19 protein-coding genes and 1 riboswitch are annotated in these 21,127 nt (G+C 76.3%); of the genes, 8 read left to right on the top strand and 11 right to left on the bottom strand.

Going from position 1 to position 21,127, the window contains the following annotated elements:
• Nucleotides 1-125 precede the first annotated feature (125 nt).
• The gene (locus ACI8AA_RS17335; RefSeq protein WP_457045636.1) at nucleotides 126-836 is read left to right on the top strand and encodes a hypothetical protein; all 711 of its coding nucleotides are present in this window, start codon (nucleotides 126-128) and stop codon (nucleotides 834-836) included.
• On the opposite strand, the gene ACI8AA_RS17330 is transcribed toward ACI8AA_RS17335, so the two are convergent.
• From ACI8AA_RS17330 to ACI8AA_RS17315, 4 genes are read right to left on the bottom strand one after another with little or no spacing between them, the layout of a single operon-like run.
• A complete protein-coding gene (locus ACI8AA_RS17330) occupies nucleotides 833-1,825 on the bottom strand; it encodes an ROK family glucokinase (RefSeq protein ID WP_457045635.1) in 993 nt (330 codons plus the stop codon). The two genes, ACI8AA_RS17335 and ACI8AA_RS17330, sit on opposite strands and share 4 nt — an antisense overlap.
• A complete protein-coding gene (locus ACI8AA_RS17325; protein ID WP_457045634.1) occupies nucleotides 1,826-2,131 on the bottom strand; it encodes a hypothetical protein in 306 nt (101 codons plus the stop codon).
• Nucleotides 2,128-3,339, bottom strand: a complete 1,212-nt coding sequence (locus ACI8AA_RS17320) for an ArsA family ATPase (protein ID WP_457045633.1) — start codon at nucleotides 3,337-3,339, stop codon at nucleotides 2,128-2,130. Before ACI8AA_RS17320 ends, ACI8AA_RS17325 begins: the two co-directional genes overlap by 4 nt.
• Before the next feature lie 5 nt (nucleotides 3,340-3,344).
• Complete coding sequence (locus tag ACI8AA_RS17315) at nucleotides 3,345-3,776, bottom strand: SRPBCC family protein (protein WP_457045632.1); 432 nt, start codon at nucleotides 3,774-3,776, stop codon at nucleotides 3,345-3,347.
• 155 nt (nucleotides 3,777-3,931) lie between these two features.
• Here ACI8AA_RS17315 and ACI8AA_RS17310 point away from each other — a divergent pair, with 155 nt between their 5' ends.
• A complete protein-coding gene (locus tag ACI8AA_RS17310) occupies nucleotides 3,932-5,731 on the top strand; it encodes an AMP-dependent synthetase/ligase (RefSeq protein ID WP_457045631.1) in 1,800 nt (599 codons plus the stop codon).
• Between the two features lie 43 nt (nucleotides 5,732-5,774).
• Here the strand turns inward: ACI8AA_RS17310 and ACI8AA_RS17305 are convergent, their stop codons facing one another.
• From ACI8AA_RS17305 to ACI8AA_RS17285, 5 genes are all read right to left on the bottom strand, one after another.
• On the bottom strand, nucleotides 5,775-6,917 hold the full coding sequence (locus tag ACI8AA_RS17305; RefSeq protein WP_457045630.1) for a glycosyltransferase family 4 protein: 1,143 nt from the start codon (nucleotides 6,915-6,917) through the stop codon (nucleotides 5,775-5,777).
• The gene (locus ACI8AA_RS17300) at nucleotides 6,914-8,239 is read right to left on the bottom strand and encodes a M48 family metallopeptidase (protein WP_457045629.1); all 1,326 of its coding nucleotides are present in this window, start codon (nucleotides 8,237-8,239) and stop codon (nucleotides 6,914-6,916) included. Before ACI8AA_RS17300 ends, ACI8AA_RS17305 begins: the two co-directional genes overlap by 4 nt.
• 165 nt (nucleotides 8,240-8,404) lie before the next feature.
• Entirely contained in the window at nucleotides 8,405-9,592 is a 1,188-nt protein-coding gene (locus ACI8AA_RS17295; RefSeq protein WP_457045628.1) for an NlpC/P60 family protein, read from the bottom strand.
• Between the two features lie 16 nt (nucleotides 9,593-9,608).
• Nucleotides 9,609-9,789: riboswitch (cyclic di-AMP (ydaO/yuaA leader) on the bottom strand.
• A gap of 159 nt (nucleotides 9,790-9,948) precedes the next feature.
• Entirely contained in the window at nucleotides 9,949-10,236 is a 288-nt protein-coding gene (locus ACI8AA_RS17290; protein WP_456903171.1) for a hypothetical protein, read from the bottom strand.
• A gap of 110 nt (nucleotides 10,237-10,346) precedes the next feature.
• A complete protein-coding gene (locus ACI8AA_RS17285) occupies nucleotides 10,347-12,077 on the bottom strand; it encodes an NlpC/P60 family protein (protein ID WP_457045627.1) in 1,731 nt (576 codons plus the stop codon).
• Nucleotides 12,078-12,242: 165 nt separating this feature from the next.
• Between ACI8AA_RS17285 and ACI8AA_RS17280 the strand changes: the two genes are divergently transcribed.
• Nucleotides 12,243-14,195: a DEDD exonuclease domain-containing protein gene (locus ACI8AA_RS17280; protein WP_457045626.1), complete on the top strand. Its 1,953-nt coding sequence runs from the start codon at nucleotides 12,243-12,245 to the stop codon at nucleotides 14,193-14,195.
• A gap of 10 nt (nucleotides 14,196-14,205) precedes the next feature.
• Nucleotides 14,206-14,490, top strand: a complete 285-nt coding sequence (locus tag ACI8AA_RS17275; protein WP_457045625.1) for an Lrp/AsnC family transcriptional regulator — start codon at nucleotides 14,206-14,208, stop codon at nucleotides 14,488-14,490.
• 36 nt (nucleotides 14,491-14,526) lie between these two features.
• Here ACI8AA_RS17275 and trpD read toward each other — a convergent pair whose 3' ends face one another.
• Nucleotides 14,527-15,585, bottom strand: coding sequence for an anthranilate phosphoribosyltransferase (gene trpD / locus ACI8AA_RS17270; protein WP_457045624.1), 1,059 nt, complete (start codon nucleotides 15,583-15,585; stop codon nucleotides 14,527-14,529).
• Nucleotides 15,582-15,995, bottom strand: a complete 414-nt coding sequence (locus tag ACI8AA_RS17265; protein ID WP_456926577.1) for a hypothetical protein — start codon at nucleotides 15,993-15,995, stop codon at nucleotides 15,582-15,584. Before ACI8AA_RS17265 ends, trpD begins: the two co-directional genes overlap by 4 nt.
• A gap of 144 nt (nucleotides 15,996-16,139) precedes the next feature.
• On the opposite strand from ACI8AA_RS17265, the gene ctaE reads away from it, so the two are divergent.
• From ctaE to qcrB, 4 genes are read left to right on the top strand one after another with little or no spacing between them, the layout of a single operon-like run.
• The gene (gene ctaE / locus ACI8AA_RS17260) at nucleotides 16,140-16,754 is read left to right on the top strand and encodes an aa3-type cytochrome oxidase subunit III (protein ID WP_457045623.1); all 615 of its coding nucleotides are present in this window, start codon (nucleotides 16,140-16,142) and stop codon (nucleotides 16,752-16,754) included.
• A 7-nt stretch (nucleotides 16,755-16,761) separates the two neighbouring features.
• Nucleotides 16,762-17,640, top strand: coding sequence for a cytochrome bc1 complex diheme cytochrome c subunit (gene qcrC, locus ACI8AA_RS17255; protein WP_457045622.1), 879 nt, complete (start codon nucleotides 16,762-16,764; stop codon nucleotides 17,638-17,640).
• Nucleotides 17,637-18,749 (top strand): cytochrome bc1 complex Rieske iron-sulfur subunit, encoded by a 1,113-nt coding sequence (gene qcrA / locus ACI8AA_RS17250; protein WP_457045621.1) that lies wholly within the window; start codon nucleotides 17,637-17,639, stop codon nucleotides 18,747-18,749. Before qcrC ends, qcrA begins: the two co-directional genes overlap by 4 nt.
• Nucleotides 18,749-20,467: a cytochrome bc1 complex cytochrome b subunit gene (gene qcrB, locus ACI8AA_RS17245; RefSeq protein ID WP_457045620.1), complete on the top strand. Its 1,719-nt coding sequence runs from the start codon at nucleotides 18,749-18,751 to the stop codon at nucleotides 20,465-20,467. The genes qcrA and qcrB overlap by 1 nt, the downstream gene beginning before the upstream one ends.
• The last annotated feature ends 660 nt before the right edge of the window (nucleotides 20,468-21,127 follow it).

Raw genomic sequence — 21,127 nt, 5'->3', positions numbered from 1 at the left:
AGACTAGGGATCCGGGTGCCCCGCCGACAATCGGCCCCGCGCGTCGCACCGGCCGCACCCCACGCCCGACCCCGGAGGAGGACCACCGTGGCTGCTGACCGGCCGCTCCCCCGGGGAGCCGCGGCGTGACGGGGCCGCGGCGCGGGCGGGGCCGGCGCGACAACGGCCTGGACGCCGCACTCTGGGCGCCGCTGCGCGACGTCGACCCGCGCGTCGGCGAGCACCTCCTCGACGTGCTGCGCGACGCCGGCATCCCCGCCTACCTCGAGCCGGCCGCCGACGTCGGGCCCTACACGCGCACCGTCTTCCTCCCCAGCCCGCCGGCCGACCGGCTGTTCGTCGACCGCACCCGCCTCGGCGAGGGCCGCTCCCTGGTCGAGCGGCACGCCGACGACCACGCCCCCGCCGGCGGGCCCGCGGCCGAGCGGCGCCCGCTGCGGCGCGACCTGGACGAGGACGCCGAGTGGACGCGCATCGTCGCCGCCTACGAGGCCGAGCACGGGCGCACCGTCGTCGAGGACGCGGGCCCCGCGGGGCCCGCCGTCGTCCGGCCCGCCGCGCCGCCGGCCGACGACGAGGACGAGGACGACCTGCTCGCCGAGGAGCACTACGAGCCCCCGCCGGCCCCGCCGGTGCCGATGCCCTCGCCGTCGACGCTGTACGCCGTGCTGCTGGCCGCCGCCGGCGTGGTGCTGGTCGGCGCGCCGGGCGTGCTGGGCCTCCGGACCGAGACCGGCCTCGTGCTCGGGGTCGCGGCCCTGGTCGGCAGCGCCGCCCTGGCGCTGTCCCGGATGCGCGACCGCGACGACGACGGCGACGACGGAGCCGTCGTCTAGAGCCCGGCGCAGACCGCCGCGCGGGCGAGGTCGGCCGCGCCGACCAGGCCGGCCGAGCCGCCGAGCGCCGCGGCGACCACCCGCGGGCCGGGCCGGAAGCCGCGGCCGGGCAGCGCCCGCCCGAGCCGCTCGCGTGCCGGGTCGAGCACCATGTCGCCGAGCACGCTCACCCCGCCGCCGATGACGACCACGTCCGGGTCGAGCACGCTGGCGAGGTCGGCGATGCCCTGGCCGAGCCACTCCCCGACGTCGCTCACCAGGCTCAGCGCCACCGGGTCGCCGTCGGCCGCGGCGCGGGCCACGTCCTCGCCGGTCAGCCGCGCCGGGTCGCCGTCGACGCGGTCCAGCAGCCGCGCCGCCGCGGCCGGCGAGCGGGTGGCCACCTCGCGGGCGGTGGTCGCCAGGGCGCTGCCGCTGGCGTACTGCTCCCAGCAGCCGCGGTTGCCGCAGGCGCACAGCCGCCCGTCGGGGACCACCCGCATGTGCCCCCACTCCCCCGCCACCCCGTGCGCGCCGCGCTGCAGCCGGCCGCCGGCGACGATCCCGCCGCCGATGCCGGTGCCGAGGGTGATGCACAGGGCCAGCTCCGCCCCGCGCGCGGCGCCGAAGCGGTACTCGGCCCAGGCGGCGGCGTCGGCGTCGTTGCCCACCCACAGCGGCCGCCGCAGGCGGGCGGCGAGGTCGCGGCGCAGCGCGGTGTGCCGCCAGGCCAGGTGCGGGCTGAACAGCACGACGTCGCCGGTGCGGTCGAACCAGCCGGCCGCGCCGACGCCGACCGCCGCCAGCGGGCCGCCGTGCCGGACGGCGAGCTCCTCGACCACCCCGGCGATCGCGGCCTCGGTCTCGGTCACCGACGCGGTCGGCGTCGAGCGGCGGGCGGTGTCCAGCAGCGTCCCGTCCGGCGCGACGACGCCGCCGGCCACCTTGGTCCCGCCGACGTCGACGCCGAGCGCGGGCAGGTCGGCGGGACCGGTCCGGTCGCCGGCCACTCAGCCGAGCTCGATGTGCTGGACCGGCGCCGGCTCCGGCGCCGGGGCCGGCTCGGGCGCGGGCGGCGGCGTGGACACCGACCGCAGTGCCCCCGCGGCGCTGGTCAGCAGCTCGGCGAGCGCCTCGTTGACGTCCGGCCGGCGGGCGACGGCGGCCGCCCGGCACAGCGGGCACCAGCGGCAGTCCCCGCCCGGGTCGTGCCCGGCCGTCTCCCCCTCCGCGGCGACGCCGGTCTCGGCCCAGGCCTGTCCCAGCCCGGCGACCAGCCGCCGCGCCTGATCGAGCCAGTCGGCTCCCTCGGTCACCGTGTCCCCCTGTCGTCCGCCGGGCCGTCCGCCGCACTGCTCGACGGCGCCCGCTCCGCACTGTCCGCCCCGACCGCCGCCAGCAGGTCGGCCGGCCACTGCTGCGGGTCGGCGGCGAAGCCGACCTCCAGCCGCGCGGCGGCGGTGCCCGGGTCGGCCAGGGTGCCCGACGTGACCACGCACCGGCGCAACAGGGCGTCCAGGCGCAGCGAGCGGCGGGTGCCGGCGGCGGTGACCACCAGGTCGTCGTCCCAGCGGGTGAGCCGCACCGCGGCGCGCTCGGCGAAGGGCAGCGGGAGCGTCAGCCGCCAGCCGCCGTCCACGCGCTCGGGAGCGGGCACCGGCGGGACCGACCCGCCGGCCGGCTCGGGCAGGTCGGGCAGCAGCGCGGCGAGCGCCTCGGCGCCGGCCGGCTCGACCGCGGCCTCGGCCACCTCCCGCACCGGCGCGACCCCGGCCAGCGCGGCGCGCGCGGCGTCCTCCTCGACCGCCCGCGCGGCCGCCCACTCCGCCGGCCCGCCGCCGGGCAGCCGGCGGGCGAGCACGCCCACCGGGCGCTGCCCGTGGACGGCGAGGGCGGTGGTCGCGGCCCGCAGCGCCGCGACGGCGGAGGGCCGCGGCCGGCCCACCAGCCAGACCGCGGTCGCGGCGGGGTCGGTCAGGGCGAGCCGGTCGAGCAGCGCCTCGAGGTCGGGCAGCGCGTCGAGGGCGAGGTCGGCGGCGCCCCGGCGCACCGTCCCCGCGCGGACGGCGGCGGTGCGGACGGCGGCGAGCACCCGCACCCGGGTGGTCAGCACCTGCCCCAGCCACCAGCGCAGCGCGCCGGGCAGCGCGACCAGTCCCGTGGCGGCGGGCAGCGGGCCGGCGTCGAGGACGACCAGGTCGGTGTCCGGCCGCACCCGGCCGAGCGCGGCGAGGACGCCGAGCTCGCCGGCGCCGGGCAGCGGCACCACCGAGCTCGCCGGCGGCAGCTCCAGGTCGGGCACCGCGGCCGCCGGGCCGGCCACCCGCTCGGCCCACAGCGCCTCCAGCCCGGCCTGCGGCTCGGCGACGACCACCTCGACGCCCGCGGCCGCCGTCCCGTCGGGGACCGGCTGCCGGGTCACCAGCACGACCCGGCGCCCGTCCCGGGCGGCGCGCACCGCGGCCGCGGCGGCGAGGGTGGTCGTGCCGGCCCCGCCGGGGCCGGTGAGGAGCAGTGTGCGCACGGGGCTCAGCCCTCGACGCGCTTCTTGAGCTCCTTGAGCGCGGTGTCGAGGATGACCTTCTCCGCGCGGCGCTTCATCATCCCCAGCATCGGGACGCCGATGTCGACGGCGAGCCGGTAGGTCACCTCGGTGCCGCCGCCGGTCTCGCGCAGCGTGTACGAACCGTCCTGGCGCTTCATCAGCTTGCTGGTCACCAGGGTCCAGGAGACCTGCCGGTCGCCGTCCCAGGTGTAGTCGAGGACGTACTCGTCGGTGAGGACGGTGGCGTCGATGACGAACCGGACCCGGCGGGCGCGGCCGTCGGGCCCGCGCTCCTGCACCTCGACGGTCCGGGCCGCCTTCACCCACTGCGGATACGCCTCGAAGTCGGCGATCACGGCCATCACGTCGGCCGCCGGCGCGGAGACGACGATCGACTGGGTGGACTGCTCCGCCATGCGCCTGAGGCTAGCCGTTCACCCGAAAGCCGCAGGGTGGGTGGACCGGGCACGGCTACTCACCGGTAGCCCCAGCCGGTAGATTCGCCGGGACGTGTCCCGTGCGGGGACCGCGGGCAGCGGCGCCCCGGCCGCGCGGGGAGGAAGGACGGAGCGTGCGCGAGTACAGCGTCCCGGCGACGACCGAGGTGGGCGCCTCGGAGGCGCTCACCGACATGCTGGCGGAGAACGTCGCCGAGCACGGCGACGAGGTCGGCCTGCGGAGGCAGCGGGACGGCCGCTGGGTCGACGTCACCTGGCGGGAGTTCGGTGAGCAGGTGGCCGGCGTGGCCAAGGGGCTGGTCGCCGCGGGCGTGCAGCCCGGCGACCGGGTCGCGCTGCAGGCCAAGACCCGCTACGAGTGGACCGTCATCGACTTCGCCATCTGGACGGCCGGCGCGGTCACCGTCCCGGTGTACGAGACCTCCAGCCCCGACCAGGTCGCCTGGATCCTCTCCGACTCCGGCGCGGTCGCCGCGATCGTCGAGAAGGCCGAGCACGCCACGGCCGTCGACTCGGTCCGCGACCAGGCCCCCGACCTCGGTCCGCTGTACGTCATCGAGGACGACGCCGTCGGCACGCTCACCGCCGCCGGCGAGACCGTCCCCGACAGCGAGCTCGAGGCCCGCCGCGCGACGCTGGACGCCGACAGCCTGGCCACGCTCATCTACACCTCGGGCACCACCGGCCGGCCCAAGGGCTGCGAGCTCACCCACGGCAACTTCCTGTTCGAGGTCGGCAACGGGATGAGCCTGCTCGACCGGTTCATGAACGTGCAGGGCTCGCTGCTGCTGTTCATCCCGCTGGCGCACGTGCTGGCGCGCGTCATGCAGGTGGGCGCGGTGAAGACCCGCACCGTCATCGGCCACACGCCGGACGTGAAGAACCTGGTCGAGGACCTCGGCGGGTTCAAGCCGACGTTCGTGCTGGCCGTCCCGCGCGTGTTCGAGAAGGTGTTCAACCAGGCCAAGGCGAAGGCCGAGGCCGACAGCCCGGTCAAGGGGAAGATCTTCGACCGGGCCGCCCGGGTGGCCATCGCCTGGTCCCGCGCCCAGGACTCCGGCGGCGCGGACCTGAAGCTGCGCGTCCAGCACGCGCTGTACGACAAGCTCGTCTACAGCAAGCTGCGCGCCGCGCTCGGCGGCCGCTGCCTCGGCGCCATCTCCGGCGGCGCCCCGCTCGGCGAGCGGCTCGGCCACTTCTTCCGCGGCGCCGGCGTCACCGTCTACGAGGGCTACGGCCTCACCGAGACCACCGCCGCCGCCTCGGTCAACCACGACCGCGCGCTGCGGATCGGCAGCGTCGGCCGCCCGCTGCCCGGCGTCTCGTTCCGGATCGCCGACGACGGCGAGATCCTGATCCGCGGCGGCGTCGTCATGCGCGGCTACTGGAGGAACGAGCAGGCCACCGCCGAGGCGATCGACCCCGACGGCTGGTTCCACACCGGCGACATCGGCGAGATCGACGCCGACGGCTTCACCCGGATCACCGGCCGCAAGAAGGAGATCCTGGTGACCGCCGGCGGCAAGAACGTCGCCCCCGCGGTGCTCGAGGACCGGCTGCGCGCCCACCGGCTGGTCAGCCAGTGCATCGTCGTCGGCGACCAGCGGCCGTTCATCGCCGCGCTGGTCACCCTCGACGCCGAGGCGCTGCCCGCGTGGCTGGAGGGCAAGGGCAAGCCGGCCGACACCCCGCCGTCGGCGCTGGTCGACGACCCGGAGGTCAGGGCCGAGCTCGACGCCGCCGTCGCCGACGCGAACAAGGCGGTGTCCCAGGCCGAGGCGATCAAGAGGTACCGCGTCCTCGCGACGGACTTCACCGAGGACAACGGGATGCTGACGCCGAGCCTGAAGCTCAAGCGCGCGGTGGTCATGAAGGAGTTCGACCAGGAGGTCGAGGCCCTCTACAGCCGCTGAACCCGACCGGCCGAGCCCCGTCCCGCCACGTGCGGGGCGGGGCTCAGTCGTCCGCGGGCTCCAGCAGGGCGGCGAGGTCGGCGGCGATCGTCGTCCACGACCAGCGCCGCTCCACCCACGCCCGCCCGGCGGCGCCCATGGCGCGGGCGCGTACGGGGTCGTCGAGCAGCGCGGTGACCGCGGCGGCGACCGCGTCCGGGGACCGCGGGTCGCGGACGACGGTGCCGGTCTCGCCGTCGCGCACCGCCTCCGGCGCCCCGCCCGAGGTGCCCGCGACGACGGGCAGCCCGACGGCGGCCGCTTCCAGGTAGACCATGCCCAGGCCCTCGACGTCCAGGCCGCCGCGGCGGGTGCGGCAGGGCATGGCGAACGCGTCGCCCGCCGCGTAGTGCTCGGGCAGCCGGTCCGGGGGCACCGGGCCGGTCAGCACCACCGAGTCGCCCAGCCGCCGCTCGGCCACCGCCCGCCGCAGCCGGGCCTCGTCCGGGCCGCCGCCGACCAGCAGCAGCCGCGCGCCCGGGTGCGCCTCCAGCACCTGCGGCCAGGCGGCCACGAGCACGTCCTGCCCCTTGCGCGGCACCAGCCGGGACACGCAGACCACGACCGGCGCCTCCCCCAGCCCGTGCCGCCGCCGCACCGCGGTGCCGTCGACGGCGGGGGTGAACAGGTCCACGTCGACCCCGGGCGACAGCTGCGCCAGCCGGGTGCGCCCGCCGAGGGCCGGCTCCAGGCGGCTGCGGGTGTACTCGCTGATGTAGGTCAGCACGTCCAGGCCGCCGGCGATGCGGCGCATCAGCTGCCGGGCACCGGGCAGCGCGACCCAGCCGGTCTCGTGCCCGTGGGTGGCGCCGACCAGGTGCCGCACCCCGGCGTCGCGGAGGGCCGGCGCCAGCAGGCCCAGCGGCGCGGCGGCGCCGAAGAAGGCGGTGTCGCAGCCGTGCTCGATGGCCAGCGCCGTCGCGGCCCGGGCGGTCGCCGGGGTGGGCAGCAGCATCGCCGTCTGCTGCCGGACCACAGGATAGGGCAGCTGCGCGTCGTAGGCCTCCCAGCCCGGGGAGCGGGAGGCCAGCACGACGAGGGAGTCCGGTGGGCGGCGCTCGAGCAGCGCCGCGACGAAGGTCTGGATGCCGCCCTGCCGCGGCGGGAAGTCGTTGGTGACGACGAGCGTGCGGCCGCGGTCGCTCACCGGTCGCCCAGCCGCAGCCAGTCCTCGGCCATCGCGACCCGCTCGGCCGCCGTGGGGTGGGAGCCGAAGAACCACTTCCACGCCGCCGGCGGGCTCGGGTCGGAGACGTTGGTCTCGGCCAGCCGCCGCTGCATCTCGACGAAGGCGGCGGCGTCCCGGGTGAGGTCGAGCGCGTGCAGGTCCGCCCGGGCCTCGACGTGCCGCGAGACGAGGTTCTGCACCGGCGTCGCGACCAGGGAGCCGACCGCGACGAGGAACAGCACCAGCGGCACCACGCGCGGGTCGCCCGCCGAGTCCGCGCCGGCCCGGCGCAGCAGCGGCGCCGAGGTCAGCAGCCAGCCGAGCAGGGCGACGGCGGCGGCCGCGCCGAGCGCCCCGATGAGCGTGCCGGTCAGGACGTCGTCGGTGGCCACGTGGCCGAGCTCGTGGGCGACGATCGACTCGATCTCCTCCGGGGGGACGTCGGCCAGCAGGGTGTCGTAGAGGACCACCCGGCGGGTCGAGCCGAACCCGGACACGTAGGCGTTGAGCGACGTCGTCCGCCGGGACGCGTCGGCGACCAGGACGTCCTCGACCGGGGAGCCGCTCTCCTCGGCCAGCCGCAGCAGGTCGGTGCGCAGCTCGCCGGCCGGCAGCGGCGTGAAGCTGTTGAACGCCGGCTCGATGACCACCGGGTAGAGGAAGGAGCCGGCGACGACCAGCGCGGCCGCGCCGCCGGCCGCCCAGGCCCACCACGTGCGGGGCGCGCGGCGGGCCAGCGCGACGAGCACGAGCAGGCCGAGGGCGGTGAGCCCGGCGTCGATGGCCGTGGAGACCGCGACGTCGCGCAGCCACAGGGGCCAGGAGCGCGTGGACAGCCCGTAGCGGTGCCGCACCACCTCGCCGTAGGCGGAGATCGGCAGCGTCACCAGCCGGCCGACGACGACCAGCGCGACCGCGCCCAGCAGCACGGTGAGCGGCCAGCGGCGGCCGCCCGCCCGGCCGACCGCGGTGACCAGCCGGCTGCCCAGGCGGGTGAGGCCGAGCAGCGCCGAGACCGCGAGCCCGAGCACCAGGTTGGTCAGCGACGCGGGCCGGATGTCGGCGGCGAGGGCCTCGGCGCGGCGGACGACCTCGGCGGGCAGCCCGGCGTCGTCGGTGACCGGGGACGCGCCGCCGGGCGGGGTGGGCAGCAGCGTCCAGGGCGTGCGGAGCGCGATGACGACGACGAGCGCCGCGCCGAGCACGAGCGCGACCAGCAGCGCGGCCCGGCGGGAGCCGGTGCGGTCGGGCCGGGTGGCCGCGGGGCCGGGGCGGGTGCTCGTCCCGCCCGCCCTGCTCACCCGGCCGATCCTAGGCGCGCGCCGGCGCCGCACCGGGGTCTCCCTCCACGGACGCCGAGGGCCGGCGACCCGGACGGGTCACCGGCCCCGGCGACGTGATGGAACGGCCTCCCTGCAGGGTCCCGCCGCGAGCTCGCGAGCGGTGGGGGGCAGGGAGGTCCTTCCTCAGGCGATGCGGCGCATCGCGGTGATGCCGCCCATCGAGTCGACCGACACGACCTTCACCGGCTGCCCCGACGTGGAGGCGTGCACCATCTGGCCGTTGCCGATGTACATCGAGACGTGGCTGACCGGGCTGTAGTAGAAGATCAGGTCGCCCGGCTGCAGGTCCGCGCGCGAGACGGCGGTGCCCATGCGCGACTGCATGCTGCTGGAGTGCGGGAGGCTGATCCCGGCCGCCGCGTAGGCGTACTGGGTCAGGCCCGAGCAGTCGAAGGCGTTCGGCCCGCCGGCGCCCCACACGTAGGGGTCGCCCACCTGGGCCAGCGCCGTCTGCACCGCGGTCTGCGCGGCACCGCTGCCGCCGACCGCCGACGGCGCCGGGGCCGGTGCGGGGGCCGCGGCCTGCGTGCCCGCGGCGGCGGGCGCGCCCTCGCCGCCCGGCTCGCCGCCGGTGTCCTCGTCGGCCTGCGCGCCGGCGGCCAGGCCGGCCTCCTGCGCGGCGAGCGCCGCCTGCCGCTGCGCCTCGGTGAGCGCGGCGAACTGCGCCTGGTAGTCGGCGATGTCGTCCTGGAGCTGCGCCTCCTGGGCGCTCAGGTCGTCGAGGGTGCGCTGCGCCTCGGCCTCGGCGGCCTCGGCGTCGGCCTGCGCCTGCCGGGCGGCGGCGGCCGCCTCGTTGACCCGGTCGAGGACCGAGGTGGTGTGGTCGGCGATCTGGCCGAGGGTGGCCAGCGACGCGACGAAGTCCTCGGCGGAGTCGCTGGTCATCAGCAGGTCGAGCCCGGCGAAGCCGTCGCCGTTGCCGGCGGTGTAGGCGCTGCGGGCCACCTGGCGGATCTGGCCGTCGAGCTCCTGCAGCTGGCCCTGCGCCTCGGCGGCGGCCCGGTCGGCCTCGTCGGCGGCGGCCCGCTGCTGGGCGAGGACCTCGCGGGCCTCGTTGACCTGCTCGGTGACGACCTCGAGCCGGTGACCGGCCTCGGCGGCGAGCTGGGCGGCCTGCTCCGGGGTGCCGGCCCGCTCGGGGTCGGCGGCCGCGGTGCCGGACAGCAGGGTGAGGGTCAGCGCGGCGGTGGTGCCGACGAGGGTGACCCGGCCGAGGTGGCGGGCCCGCGACGGGCGGTGCGGACCGGCGGTGCGGGTGGCCGATGTGGACTTCTCGCGTGCATGCCCCAGGGCGGGGCGGGGGGTCGCCACGGGCGGCGGCTCTCCGTTTCTTCCTCAGCAACCGCCTACCGAGTTAGCTGACGGGTTCGGGCTGGGAAGACGTGCCCTATCTCCGCGCCCCGGTCGGGACCGGCGCGCACGAGAACTCACCCCAGTGCTGCGGTGGGTCCCCGGCTCACCTCGCGCACCTCCGGGGAGGGCGTCCGGTGACTCGGCGGTGTCGGCCGAGGTCACCCTGCGTCGGGTGACGACCACCCGGCCGGACGGCGCCACAGTACGGACGTGATGCAGTTGTGACAAACGGGGGGTGCGTGGACTGTGAGAACACACACGGTCAGCAGCCGCGCCACTCCGGTACGTACCCGTTTCGGGTGGCCCCTCGCCGGTCAGCCCGTGCGCCGGCGCCCGTCACGCGAGGGCCGGTGCCGCAGCGGCGGCACCAGGCCGCCCTCGGCCAGCGCCCGCACGGCCCGCCGCTCGACGTCGTCGAGCTCCACGACGACGCCCGGGCGCGGCAGGGCGCCGTCGGCCGTCCGGGCCGCCGGGACCGGGGGCACCGGCAGCAGCACGGGCCCGGTGTCCCGCTCCGCGGGCGGGGCGCCCAGCAGGGCGGTGACGACGCAGTCGGCGCAGCCGGCGCCGCGCGCGGTGCACGAGTCGCAGTCGATGAGCATGGCCGTGTCCCTCCGTGCCCCGGCCGCGCCGCCCGGTGCCGGGCCGCGGTCGGGACGGGTCTCCCTGTCGGTTGGCCGGCACGCTAGGGACGGCCACCGACAGTCCCGGCTCAGCTGCCCGCGTACTCCCAGTGCCAGGGCTCCTCGCGGCCGTTGCCCGGGTCGGCCCAGGTCGGGTGCAGCCACCCGAACCGGCCGGCGTTGGCGACCATCCACGCGTACTGCGGCGTGCCGAAGCCGTCGATGCCGCCGCACAGGTCGACCGCCAGCCCCCAGCCGTGGTTGCTGGTGCCCGGGACCGCGGCCAGCGCCGGCTTCTCCCCGTACAGGCGGACCTGGCCGGCGTAGGTGCGGTAGGAGTCGGTGATGCACATCGGCCGCCCGAACACCGACGCGTAGGCCGCGCTCATCGCCCGCCAGGCCGCCGCGGCGTCGCAGCGCAGCGAGTGGCCGCCCACCCCGATCGGGCACAGCGCGCTCGGCGGGATGAGGCCGTTGGGGTAGCCGCCCCAGGCGCGGGCGCCGTCGAAGCTCGGGGGGTAGACGGTGTTGCCGCACTCGACCCGCAGGGCGCCGCCGGCCGGGCCGGGGGCGGGCACCTCCGGCCGCGGGCCGAGGCTCGGCCGCCCGACGTGGACCACCTGGTCGGCGGGCAGCCGGCGGACGACGACGGCGCCGGCCCGCGCGTCGGCGGCGAGCATGGTCTGCGCGTCCAGCGCGATCCCCACGTGCCCCAGCCCCGACTCGGGGGTGCCGAGGAAGACCAGGTCGCCGGGCAGGACGTCGGCCAGGTCGACGGGCGTGGTGACCGCGAACAGGCCGGCCTGGTCGCCGGGCAGGTCGATGCCGGCGCCGCGGTAGACGGCGGAGACCAGCGAGCCGCAGTCCCAGGAGTCCGGGCCGGCCGTCCCCGGCGCGTACGGCCGGCCGAGGGCGTCCATGGCCGCGGTGACCGCGGCCAGCGTCTCCGCCGGCAGCACGAGCAGCGACACCGGCTGGCGGGGCAGCTGCGCGGCGCCGCGCTGGGCGCCACCGGCGGCTGCGCCGACCGGGGTGAGCCCTGCGGGCAGGCCCCGCACGGGGTCGAGCAGCTCGGCCGCCGGCGGCGCGGCCACCCCGGCATCGCGCAGCTGGCCGAGGTAGGCCCGCCAGTTGGCCGCCGTCTGGGTGTCGACGTCGACCTGCTGGCGCTGCAGGTCCGACAGCTGCCGGTCGACGTCGCCGAGCGCGACGTCGAGCTCCGCGGTCACCGCGTCGGCGGCGGCCTCGAGGTCGGCCACCTCCGCGGCCAGCCGGTCGGCCCGCTGCCGCGCCTCGGCGAGGACGGCGTCGGCGGAGGTCTGCCGGTCGACCGCGGCCCGCCGCTGCTGCTCGGCCGCGCCGACCACGTCGGCGGTGTGCGCGTCGACGGCCTCCAGGTAGCCCAGCGCCGCGACGACGTCGGCCGGGTCGCCGCCGGTGAGCAGCACGGTGAGCGGCGTCAGCGCACCGCCGTCGCGGTAGACCGCGGACGCGTACCGCGCCACCACCGCCCGGTACTGCGCCAGCTCGCCCTCGGCGGCGTCGACGGTGGCGCGGGCGGCGTCGACGCCGGCCTGCGCGTCGGCCAGCTGCTGCCGGGCGGCGGCCACCTCGGTCTGGCGCAGCTGCAGGTCGGCCTGGACCTCGGCGGCGCGTTGCTGCAGCCGGTCCAGCGCCTCGCTGTCGAGGACCCCGCTGGTCCCGCCGGGCTGGTCGCTGGGCTCGGCGGCGGCCGGGGCGGCGAGCAGGACGGCCGCCACCGCCGTGACCAGCACGGACACCACGCCCCGCCGGGTGCGCCCCAGGGAACGCGCGCGCATCGGACCACCTCTGCAGTTCCGGACCCCGCTGGTCCGCCCGGGGATCGTCATCTCCGTGGGGCCGCCGCCGCAAGCGCGACGCGCCCCGCCGGTCCCCCGGTCGGGCGAGGTCTCCCCCGGGCGCGCGTCCCCGGGACTGTCCGACCCCCGGCCTACCGTCCCGCCGTGCTCTTCCCCGCCAGCGGCACGGGCTCCTCGGTGCCGCGCCACGAGCAGGCACCCGCCCACGGCGAGCGGCCGCTCCCCCGCACCCCCTACGTCCAGGCGAGCATCGACGACCTGGGCACGCCGCTGGCCGGCGTCACCTTCGTCGTCGTCGACCTGGAGACCACCGGCGGGTCGCCGAAGGACAGCGCGATCACCGAGATCGGGGCGGTCAAGGTGCGCGCCGGCAAGGTGCTCGGGGAGTTCCAGACGCTGGTCGACCCGGGCTGCGAGGTCCCGCCCTACATCAGCGTGCTCACCGGGATCACCACGGCGATGGTCGCCACCGCCCCGCGGATCGACGCCGTGCTGCCGGCGTTCCTGGAGTTCGCCCGCGGCGCCGTCCTCGTGGCGCACAACGCCCCCTTCGACCTCGGGTTCCTCAGGGCGGCCTGCGAGCAGACCGGCACGCCGTGGCCGGCCGCCGCCTCGGTCGACACCGCGGTCCTCGCCCGGCGGCTGCTCTCCCGAGACGAGGTGCCCAACTGCAAGCTGGCCACCCTGGCGCCGTACTTCTCCGCCTCGACCTCGCCCTGCCACCGGGCCCTCGACGACGCCCGCGCGACCGTCGACGTCCTCCACGGCCTGTTCGAACGACTCGGCCCGCTCGGGGTGACGTCGCTGGAGGAGCTGCACGGGCTCACCCGCCAGGTCGACCTGGAGCGCCGGAAGAAGCGCCACCTGGCCGACGGCGTCCCGTCCGGGCCGGGCGTCTACGTCTTCCGCGGGCCGCGGGAGGAGCCGCTCTACGTCGGGACGTCGAACGACCTGCGCACCCGCGTGCGCAGCTACTTCTCCTCCGGCGAGCAGCGCAGCCGGATGACCGAGATGGTCGCGCTGGCCCAGCGCGTCGAGGCCGTCCCGTGCGCGCACGACCTCGAGGCCGCCGTCCGGGAGCTGCGGCTGATCGCCGAGCACAAGCCGCGGTACAACCGCCGCTCGCGCTTCCCCGAGCGCGCGCTGTGGCTGCGGCTCACCGAGGAGCCCTTCCCCCGGCTGTCGACCGTGCGGCGGGTCCGGCCGGACGCGGGGCTCTTCCTCGGCCCGTTCGCCGACCGGCGGGCCGCGGAGATGGCCACCGCCGCCATCCACGAGGCGCTCCCGCTGCGGCAGTGCACCGCCCGGCTGTCCCCGCGGGTGCACACGAACACCTGCGCCCTGTTCGGCATGGGCCGCTGCGGCGGCCCGTGCGCGGGCCACCAGTCGGTCGAGGAGTACGCCGCGATCGCCGCGGTGCTGCGCGCGGCGGTGGCCGGCGACCCCAGCGCCCTGGTGGCGCCGCTGCTGGACCGGGTCGACCGGCTGTCGGCCGCCGAGCGGTTCGAGGACGCCGGGGTGCTGCGCGACCGGGTCGCGGTCCTCGTGCGCGCGGTGCGCCGGCGGCAGCGGCTGGAGTCGCTGGCCGCCGTCCCGGAGCTGACCATCGCCCGGCCCGACGGCACCGGCGGGTGGGCGCTGTCCGTCGTCCGGCGGGGCCGGCTGGTCGCGGCCGGGTGCGCACCGCGCGGGACGTCGGTCCGCGACACCCTCGCCGTCCTGCGCGCCACCGCCGAGACCACCCCCGACGACGGCGGGCTGGCCGCCACGGTCGACGAGACCGAGCTGGTCATGCGGTGGATGGAGAAGCCCGGCACCCGGCTGGTCGAGGTCACCGGCACGCTCGCCTGCGTCGCGCCGGGCACCGGCGGGCTCGGCGGGTTCCTCGCCCGGGTGGAGGCCGGCCGGGCGCTGCGCGACCCCTTCCACGACGGCCGGCAGCTGGGCACCCGCGCCCGCCCCGAGCGGGTCGCCCCCGAGGGCTCGTCCGCCGCGGGCCCGGCGCCCGGCGGCCCGGTGACGTACTGGAACGGCCCTCCTGCAGGGGCCCGCGCCGAGCGGAGCGAGGCGTGGGGGGCAGGAGGGCCCTTCAACTAGCATCGCCGGCGTGATCACCGCCATCGTGATGATCGACGCGGCCACCGACGCGATCCCCGAGGTGGCGGCGGCGATCGCCGACCTCGACGGCGTGAGCGAGGTCTACTCGACCGCCGGGGAGGTCGACCTGATCGCGGTCGTGCGGGTCCGCGAGTTCGACCAGGTGGCCGAGGTGATCGCCGGGCGCATCAACAAGGTGCCCGGCGTGCTGGAGACCGAGACGCACATCGCCTTCCGCGCCTACTCGCGGCACGACCTGGAGGCGGCGTTCTCCCTGGGCCTCGAGGGCCAGTGACCCGGGGCCCGGCGACCCGGCGCCCGCCGGGCGGCCTCAGCGGCCGGCGGCCTCGCGGCTGACGGCCACCCACCGGTCCAGCAGCGCGGCGGCCCGGCCGTCGTCGACCGCGCCGGCGGCCCGCTCGATCCCCGCGCCGAGCAGGTCCCCGAGCTCCCCGCCGCGCTCGTCGAAGGCGGCCAGTGCCGCGGCGGCGTTGAGCAGGACGGCGTCGCGCACCGGTCCCCGCTCGCCGTCGAGCACCCGCCGGAACACCGCCGCGTTGTGCGCCGGGTCCCCGCCGCGCAGGGCGTCCGGCCCGGCCGGGGCGATGCCGAGGGCCGCCGGGTCCACCCGCCCGGGCGTCACCGCGCCGTCGCGGGCCACCCACACGCTCGACGTCGTCGCGGTGGTCAGCTCGTCCAGCCCGTCGTCGCCGCGGAAGACCAGCGCGCGGGCGCCGCGCCCGGCGACCACCTCGGCCAGGACCGGCGCCATGCGCGGGTCGGCGCAGCCGATCGCGGCGGCCACCGGCCGCGCCGGGTTGGTCAGCGGCCCGAGGAAGTTGAAGACGGTCCCGATGCCCAGCTCCCGCCGCGGCGCCGCGGTGTGCCGGAAGCTCGGGTGGAAGACCGGCGCGAAGAAGAACCCGATGCCGGCCTCCTGCACGCAGCGGGCGACGGCCGGGGCCGGCAGGTCGATGACGACGCCCAGCGCCTCCAGCACGTCGGCCGCCCCCGAGGACGACGACGCCGCGCGGTTGCCGTGCTTGGCCACCGGCACGCCCGCGGCCGCGGTGACCACGGCGGCCATCGTGGAGATGTTCACCGTGTGGGCGCCGTCGCCGCCGGTGCCGACGACGTCGACGGTGGGCACCGGCACCTCGACCGGCGTCGCGCGCTCGAGCATCGTGGCGGCGAGCCCGGCGACCTCCTCCGGCGCCTCGCCCTTCGCGCGCAGGGCGACGGCGAACCCGGCCACCTGCGCCGGCGTCGCCTCGCCGGACATCACCTCGCGCATCGCCCAGGCGGTGTCCGCGGCGGTGAGGTCCTGGCGGGCCAGCAGGCGCGTCAGCAGGCCGGGCCACGTCGGCCCGGCGGCGGTGCCCGCGCTCACCGCGAGACGGGACGGCGGCCCGCGTGCGCGCGCAGCAGGCCGGCGACCACCTCGGGGGCGGCCAACGGGTCGACCGGGAACGCGAGCGTGGCGTCGGCCTGCGACCAGTGGGCCAGCCAGCGGTCGGGCTGGCGGGCGATCAGCACGCACAGGGCCGGCCGGTCGGCGACCTCGACGGTCAGCTGCCGGGACAGCGCCAGGCCGCCGGTCGGCTGCGCCTCGCCGTCGAGGATGCACAGGTCCACGCCGCCGCCGTCGACGGTGTCGACGACGTCCTCGCCGGTGGCGCACTCGATCCAGGTCAGCGGCCCGACGTCGGGCGCCGGCCGGCGGCCGACGGCGGTGCGGACGGCCTCGCGGACCTCGGGCCGGGAGCTGTAGACCAGGACGGTGGCGGGCGCGTCGCTCACGACCGGCAGCCTAGTGCCCGCGCGGCTCCCGTCCGGGTGGACGCGGACCCCCGTCCGGGGGACGGTCTCGGGCGGGTCACGGCGCGGCCACGCCGTGCCACCCACGGTCTGTGCACGTCGGCGGCCGATGCCATGATGGGCGGCGTGACAACGGCCCCCGTGGCGAGCAGCACCTTCGACACCTCGCGGGTGCACTCCCTGACCCGACCGAACATGGTCAGCGTCGGCACGATCATCTGGCTCTCCAGCGAGCTGATGTTCTTCGCCGGGCTGTTCGCCATGTACTTCACCGCGCGGGCGCGCTCGACCGAGGGCTGGCCCCCGGAACCCACCGAGCTGAACCTGCCGTACGCGCTGGTCTTCACGCTGATCCTGGTGGCCTCCTCGGTCACCTGCCAGATCGGCGTGTTCGCGGCCGAGAGCGGCAACGTCTACGGCCTGCGCCGGTGGTTCACGATCACGTTCGTCATGGGGCTGGTCTTCGTGCTCGGCCAGGCGAACGAGTACCGGGTGCTCGTCACCGACCACGCGACCACCATCTCGAGCAGCACCTACGGCTCGGTCTTCTACCTGACGACCGGCTTCCACGCCCTGCACGTCATCGGTGGCCTCGTGGCCTTCATCTACGTGCTCATCCGGTCCACCATGGGCCGCTTCACGCCGGCGCAGGCGACCTCGGCGATCGTGGTCTCCTACTACTGGCACTTCGTCGACGTCGTGTGGGTCGGGCTCTTCGCCACGATCTACCTGATCCGCTAGGGAACCGGTGTCCACCACGAACCCGCAGTCCGACACCCTGCCCGACGAGGAGCCGCGGCGGTCGCGCTGGTCGCGCCGTCCGGCCGAGGGGACCCCGGCTGCCGCCGCCCGCGCCCGCCGCCGTTCCAAGCAGCGCCGCCGCGTCGGCAACGTCGCCGCCCTCATGGCCGGGCTGGTCCTGACCGGCGCGCTCTACTCGACCCTCGCCCCGGGCGCCCAGGCCGCCGACGAGGGCAGCGAGTCCAGCGCCGAGGCCGCCGGCCGCGAGCTGTACGAGCGCAGCTGCATCAGCTGCCACGGCGAGAACCTCGAGGGCGTGCCCAACCGCGGCCCGTCGCTGATCGGCGTCGGCGAGGCCGCCGTCTACTTCCAGGTGCACACCGGCCGCATGCCGCTGGTGCGCCAGGCGGAGCAGGCCCCCGACAAGCCGGCCGTCTTCTCCGACGAGGAGATCGACCAGCTGATGGCCTACGTCCAGGCCAACGGCGGCGGCCCGACCCTCCCCTCCGGGGACCTGCGCGACGGCGACCTGGCCGCCGGCGGTGAGCTGTTCCGGCTCAACTGCTCGCAGTGCCACAACTTCGTCGGCCAGGGCGGCGCGCTGTCGTCCGGCAAGTACGCGCCCAGCCTCGAGGACTCCAACGACCTCGAGATCTACACCGCCATGCTGACCGGCCCCGAGAACATGCCGGTCTTCGGGGACAACCAGATCACCCCCGAGGAGAAGCGGGCGATCATCAACTACGTGCAGACGATCACCGACATGCCCGACCCGGGTGGCGCGGGCATCGGCCGCATCGGCCCGGTCAGCGAGGGCCTGGTCATCTGGACCGTCGCGATCTCCGCGCTGATGTTCGGGATCTTCTGGATGGGGAGCAAGGCGTGACCACGCACGACACCCGCCCCGGCTCGACCGGCGGGGCGGACACCCCGGGCCCGCTGCACGGCGGCCCGGACGACGACTACACCCCCGAGCAGCTCGCGGCCCTCCCCCGCGAGGAGCTCGACCGCCTCGGAGCCCGGTACGACGGCGTGCAGGTCCTCCACGTCGAGCCGGGCCCCGAGCCCGGGTCGGCGGTGGAGCGGCGCGCCGTGCGCCAGGTCGGCCTCATGTTCGGCCTGGCCGGGCTGTCGGCGTTCGCCTTCGTCGTCGTCTACGCCGGCGCCGGCTGGTTCCTGCCCGACTGGCAGTGGGAGCTGGGCAGCAGCACCTTCAGCACGCTCTACACCCCGCTGCTCGGCGCCCTCATGGGCCTGGCGTTCACCTTCTTCGGCGTGGGCCTGGTGCTCTACACGAAGAAGCTGCTGCCGCACGAGACGGCGGTGCAGGACAAGCACGACGGCTCGCACTTCGACCGCGTCACCACCGGCGCCACCCTCGTCGGCGGGCTGCACAACAGCGGTCTGAAGCGGCGCAAGCTGCTCACCCGCAGCCTGCTGTTCATGGGCGGCGGCCTGGGCCTGATGCTGATCGCCCCGCTGGGCGGCCTGATCAAGAACCCGAACCGGGGCAACCCGCTGGGCACGACCGAGTGGGCCGAGGGCGTCCGGCTCGTCCGCGACGACGGCACCCCGATCCGCCCGGGTGACCAGGTGCCCGGCTCGCTGGAGACCGTCTTCCCGGCCGTCCCCGGCGGCAACCGGCTGTCCGACGCCGCCACGATGCTCATCCGGCTGCGTCCCTCGCAGCAGGAGGAGTCGGTGCCGCGGGCGGGCCAGGAGGACTTCGGCTACGGCGACTACGTCGCCTACTCCAAGATCTGCACGCACGCCGGCTGCCCGGTGTCGCTGTACGAGCAGGAGACCAGCCGGATCCTCTGCCCGTGCCACCAGTCGCAGTTCGACGTGACGCAGGGCGCCAAGCCGGTCTTCGGGCCCGCCACCCGGTCGCTCCCCCAGCTGCCCATCACGGTCGACGACGAGGGCTTCTTCGTCGCGCGCAGCGACTACATTGAGGCCGTGGGTCCCACCTACTGGAACCGGGAGCGCATCTGATGGCTCGCACCGCCACCGCGCCGGGGGCGCCCACCACGCGCCTCGGCAAGGCCGCTGTCGAGGTCGACGACCGGCTCATCGTCGCCGGTCCGCTCCGCCGGACGCTGAACAAGGTCTTCCCCGACCACTGGTCGTTCCTGCTCGGGGAGATCGCGCTCTACTCGTTCATCATCCTGCTGCTCACCGGCACCTACCTGACGTTCTTCTTCCAGGCCTCGATGACCGAGGTCACCTACGACGGCTCGTACGCGCCCCTGCGCGGCGTGCACATGTCGATCGCCTACGCCTCGACGCTGGACATCTCCTTCGACGTCCGCGGCGGCCTGCTCATGCGGCAGATCCACCACTGGGCGGCGCTGCTGTTCATGGCCGCGATCGTCTGCCACATGCTGCGGATCTTCTTCACCGGCGCCTTCCGCCGGCCGCGCGAGACCAACTGGCTCATCGGTGTCACGCTGCTGATCCTCGGCATCTTCGAGGGCTTCGCCGGCTACTCGATGCCGGACGACCTGCTCTCGGGCACCGGCCTCCGGATCATGTCGGCGATCATCCTGTCGATCCCGGTCGTCGGCACCTGGGTGCACTGGGCGGTCTTCGGCGGTGACTACGTCGGCGAGCTGATCGTCGGGCGGCTCTACATCGCCCACGTGCTGCTCATCCCGGCGATCATCCTGGCGCTGATCGCGGTGCACCTGCTGATCCTGGTCAAGCAGAAGCACACCCAGTTCCCCGGCCCGGGCCGCACCGAGCACAACGTGGTCGGCAACCGGCTCTTCCCGACCTTCGCCGGCAAGGCGACCGGTCTGCTGCTGGTGGTCTTCGGTGTCTGCGCCGCCCTCGGCGGCCTCGTGCAGATCAACCCGGTGTGGCTGTGGGGCCCGTACAACCCGGCGCAGGTGTCCTCGGCGTCGCAGCCCGACTGGTACGTCATGTTCCTCGACGGCTCGACCCGTCTGTTCCCGGCCTGGGACATCTACCTGCCGGGCAACTACAACATCCCGGCGCTGTTCTGGCCGACGGTGGTGCTCCCCGGCATCATCTTCACGCTCCTGCTCGCCTACCCGGTGCTGGAGCGGAAGCTGACCGGCGACACCGCCTCGCACCACCTGCTCCAGCGCCCGCGCGACGTGCCCGTGCGCACCTCGCTCGGCATGATGGCGATCGCCTTCTACGTGGTGCTGCTGCTGTCGGGCGCGAACGACGTCATCGCCGACAAGTTCCAGATCAGCCTCAACGCGATGACCTGGATCGGCCGCATCGGCCTGATCGTCCTGCCGCCGATCGCGTACGTGATCACCTACCGGATCTGCCTCGGTCTGCAGCAGCACGACCGCGAGGTCCTCGAGCACGGCATCGAGACCGGTGTCATCCGCCGGCTGCCGCACGGTGAGTTCATCGAGGTCCACCAGCCTCTCGGCCCGGTGGACGCGCACGGCCACAGCCAGCTGGCCTACGGCGGGGCTCCGGTGCCCAAGAAGATGAACCAGGTCGGTGGCGCCCGCCGCGCCATCCGCGGGTTCTTCTCGCCGATCGAGGAGCCGACCGCGGTGGAGCTCGAGCAGCGCGGCGAGGAGCGGGGCCTGTCCGCGGCCGAGCCGGGCCGCGAGCTCACCACCAGCGGCCGTCCCGCCGACGGTGGGCGCCCGGCCGAGGGTGGCCGTCCCGCCGAGGGCGGCCGGCCCGCCGAGGGTGGACGCCCGCAGGAACCGCGCGACTGACGCGAGGCACTCAGGCCGCACGGCACTGAGCACGCAGGGCCCCGGTGGAGCACTCCACCGGGGCCCTGCTGCATCTCCGGGCTGCACCGCAGCGTCGGCGGGCCCCGGGACGTCCCCCTCGGGTCGGGCACGTCCTCTCGGCCCTCTCGCGCTCCGGGCCCTCTCGCGGGCCGGCGCCACCCGACGAGGCTCCGCCCCGCCGGTCGACCCCGCGGACGGGGACCGGGCCGAGGACCGCGCCCGACGCATCCCGTGCCGCGAGCCCAGGCCCGGCCCCCGTCCGGACGACGACCGCGCACCCGTGGGCGGCGACCGGCACGAGCGGGGTGCCGACGCGCAGGACGTGGACCTCCTCGGCCATCCACAGTTCTGCCCAGGAGACCCAGCGGTCCCTGCCCGGTCCGGCTCGGCCGCTCCCCGTCCTGACGGTTCCCCCCTGACCGTGGCTCACCGCCGGACCTCCCAGGTCGGCGGGTCGCGGGCGGGGCTCCGTCGACCCGTCCCCGGGCCCCTCGCGGCCGCCGGGCACCCGCCGGCCGCCGTCGGCCGGCTCCCGTCTCTGCACGTCGAGCAACGGGACACCGTCGACGCCCTGCCGCAGGAACGCCGTGGCGGCGACGTCGCGGTCCCGGCCGACGGGCCAGGGGCACGGAACGGACC

It is taken from the genome of Geodermatophilus sp. SYSU D01180, from assembly GCF_054050415.1.
This window is presented reverse-complemented; position numbering and strand designations above follow the sequence as displayed.

Excerpts from the sequence above, each read along its gene's own strand:
- ACI8AA_RS17315 (WP_457045632.1), bottom strand. The coding sequence starts at position 3,776 with ATGGCGGAGCAGTCCACCCAGTCGATCGTCGTCTCCGCGCCGGCGGCC.
- qcrB (WP_457045620.1), top strand. The coding sequence starts at position 18,749 with ATGGCTCGCACCGCCACCGCGCCGGGGGCGCCCACCACGCGCCTCGGC.
- ACI8AA_RS17290 (WP_456903171.1), bottom strand. The coding sequence starts at position 10,236 with ATGCTCATCGACTGCGACTCGTGCACCGCGCGCGGCGCCGGCTGCGCC.
- ACI8AA_RS17285 (WP_457045627.1), bottom strand. The coding sequence starts at position 12,077 with ATGCGCGCGCGTTCCCTGGGGCGCACCCGGCGGGGCGTGGTGTCCGTG.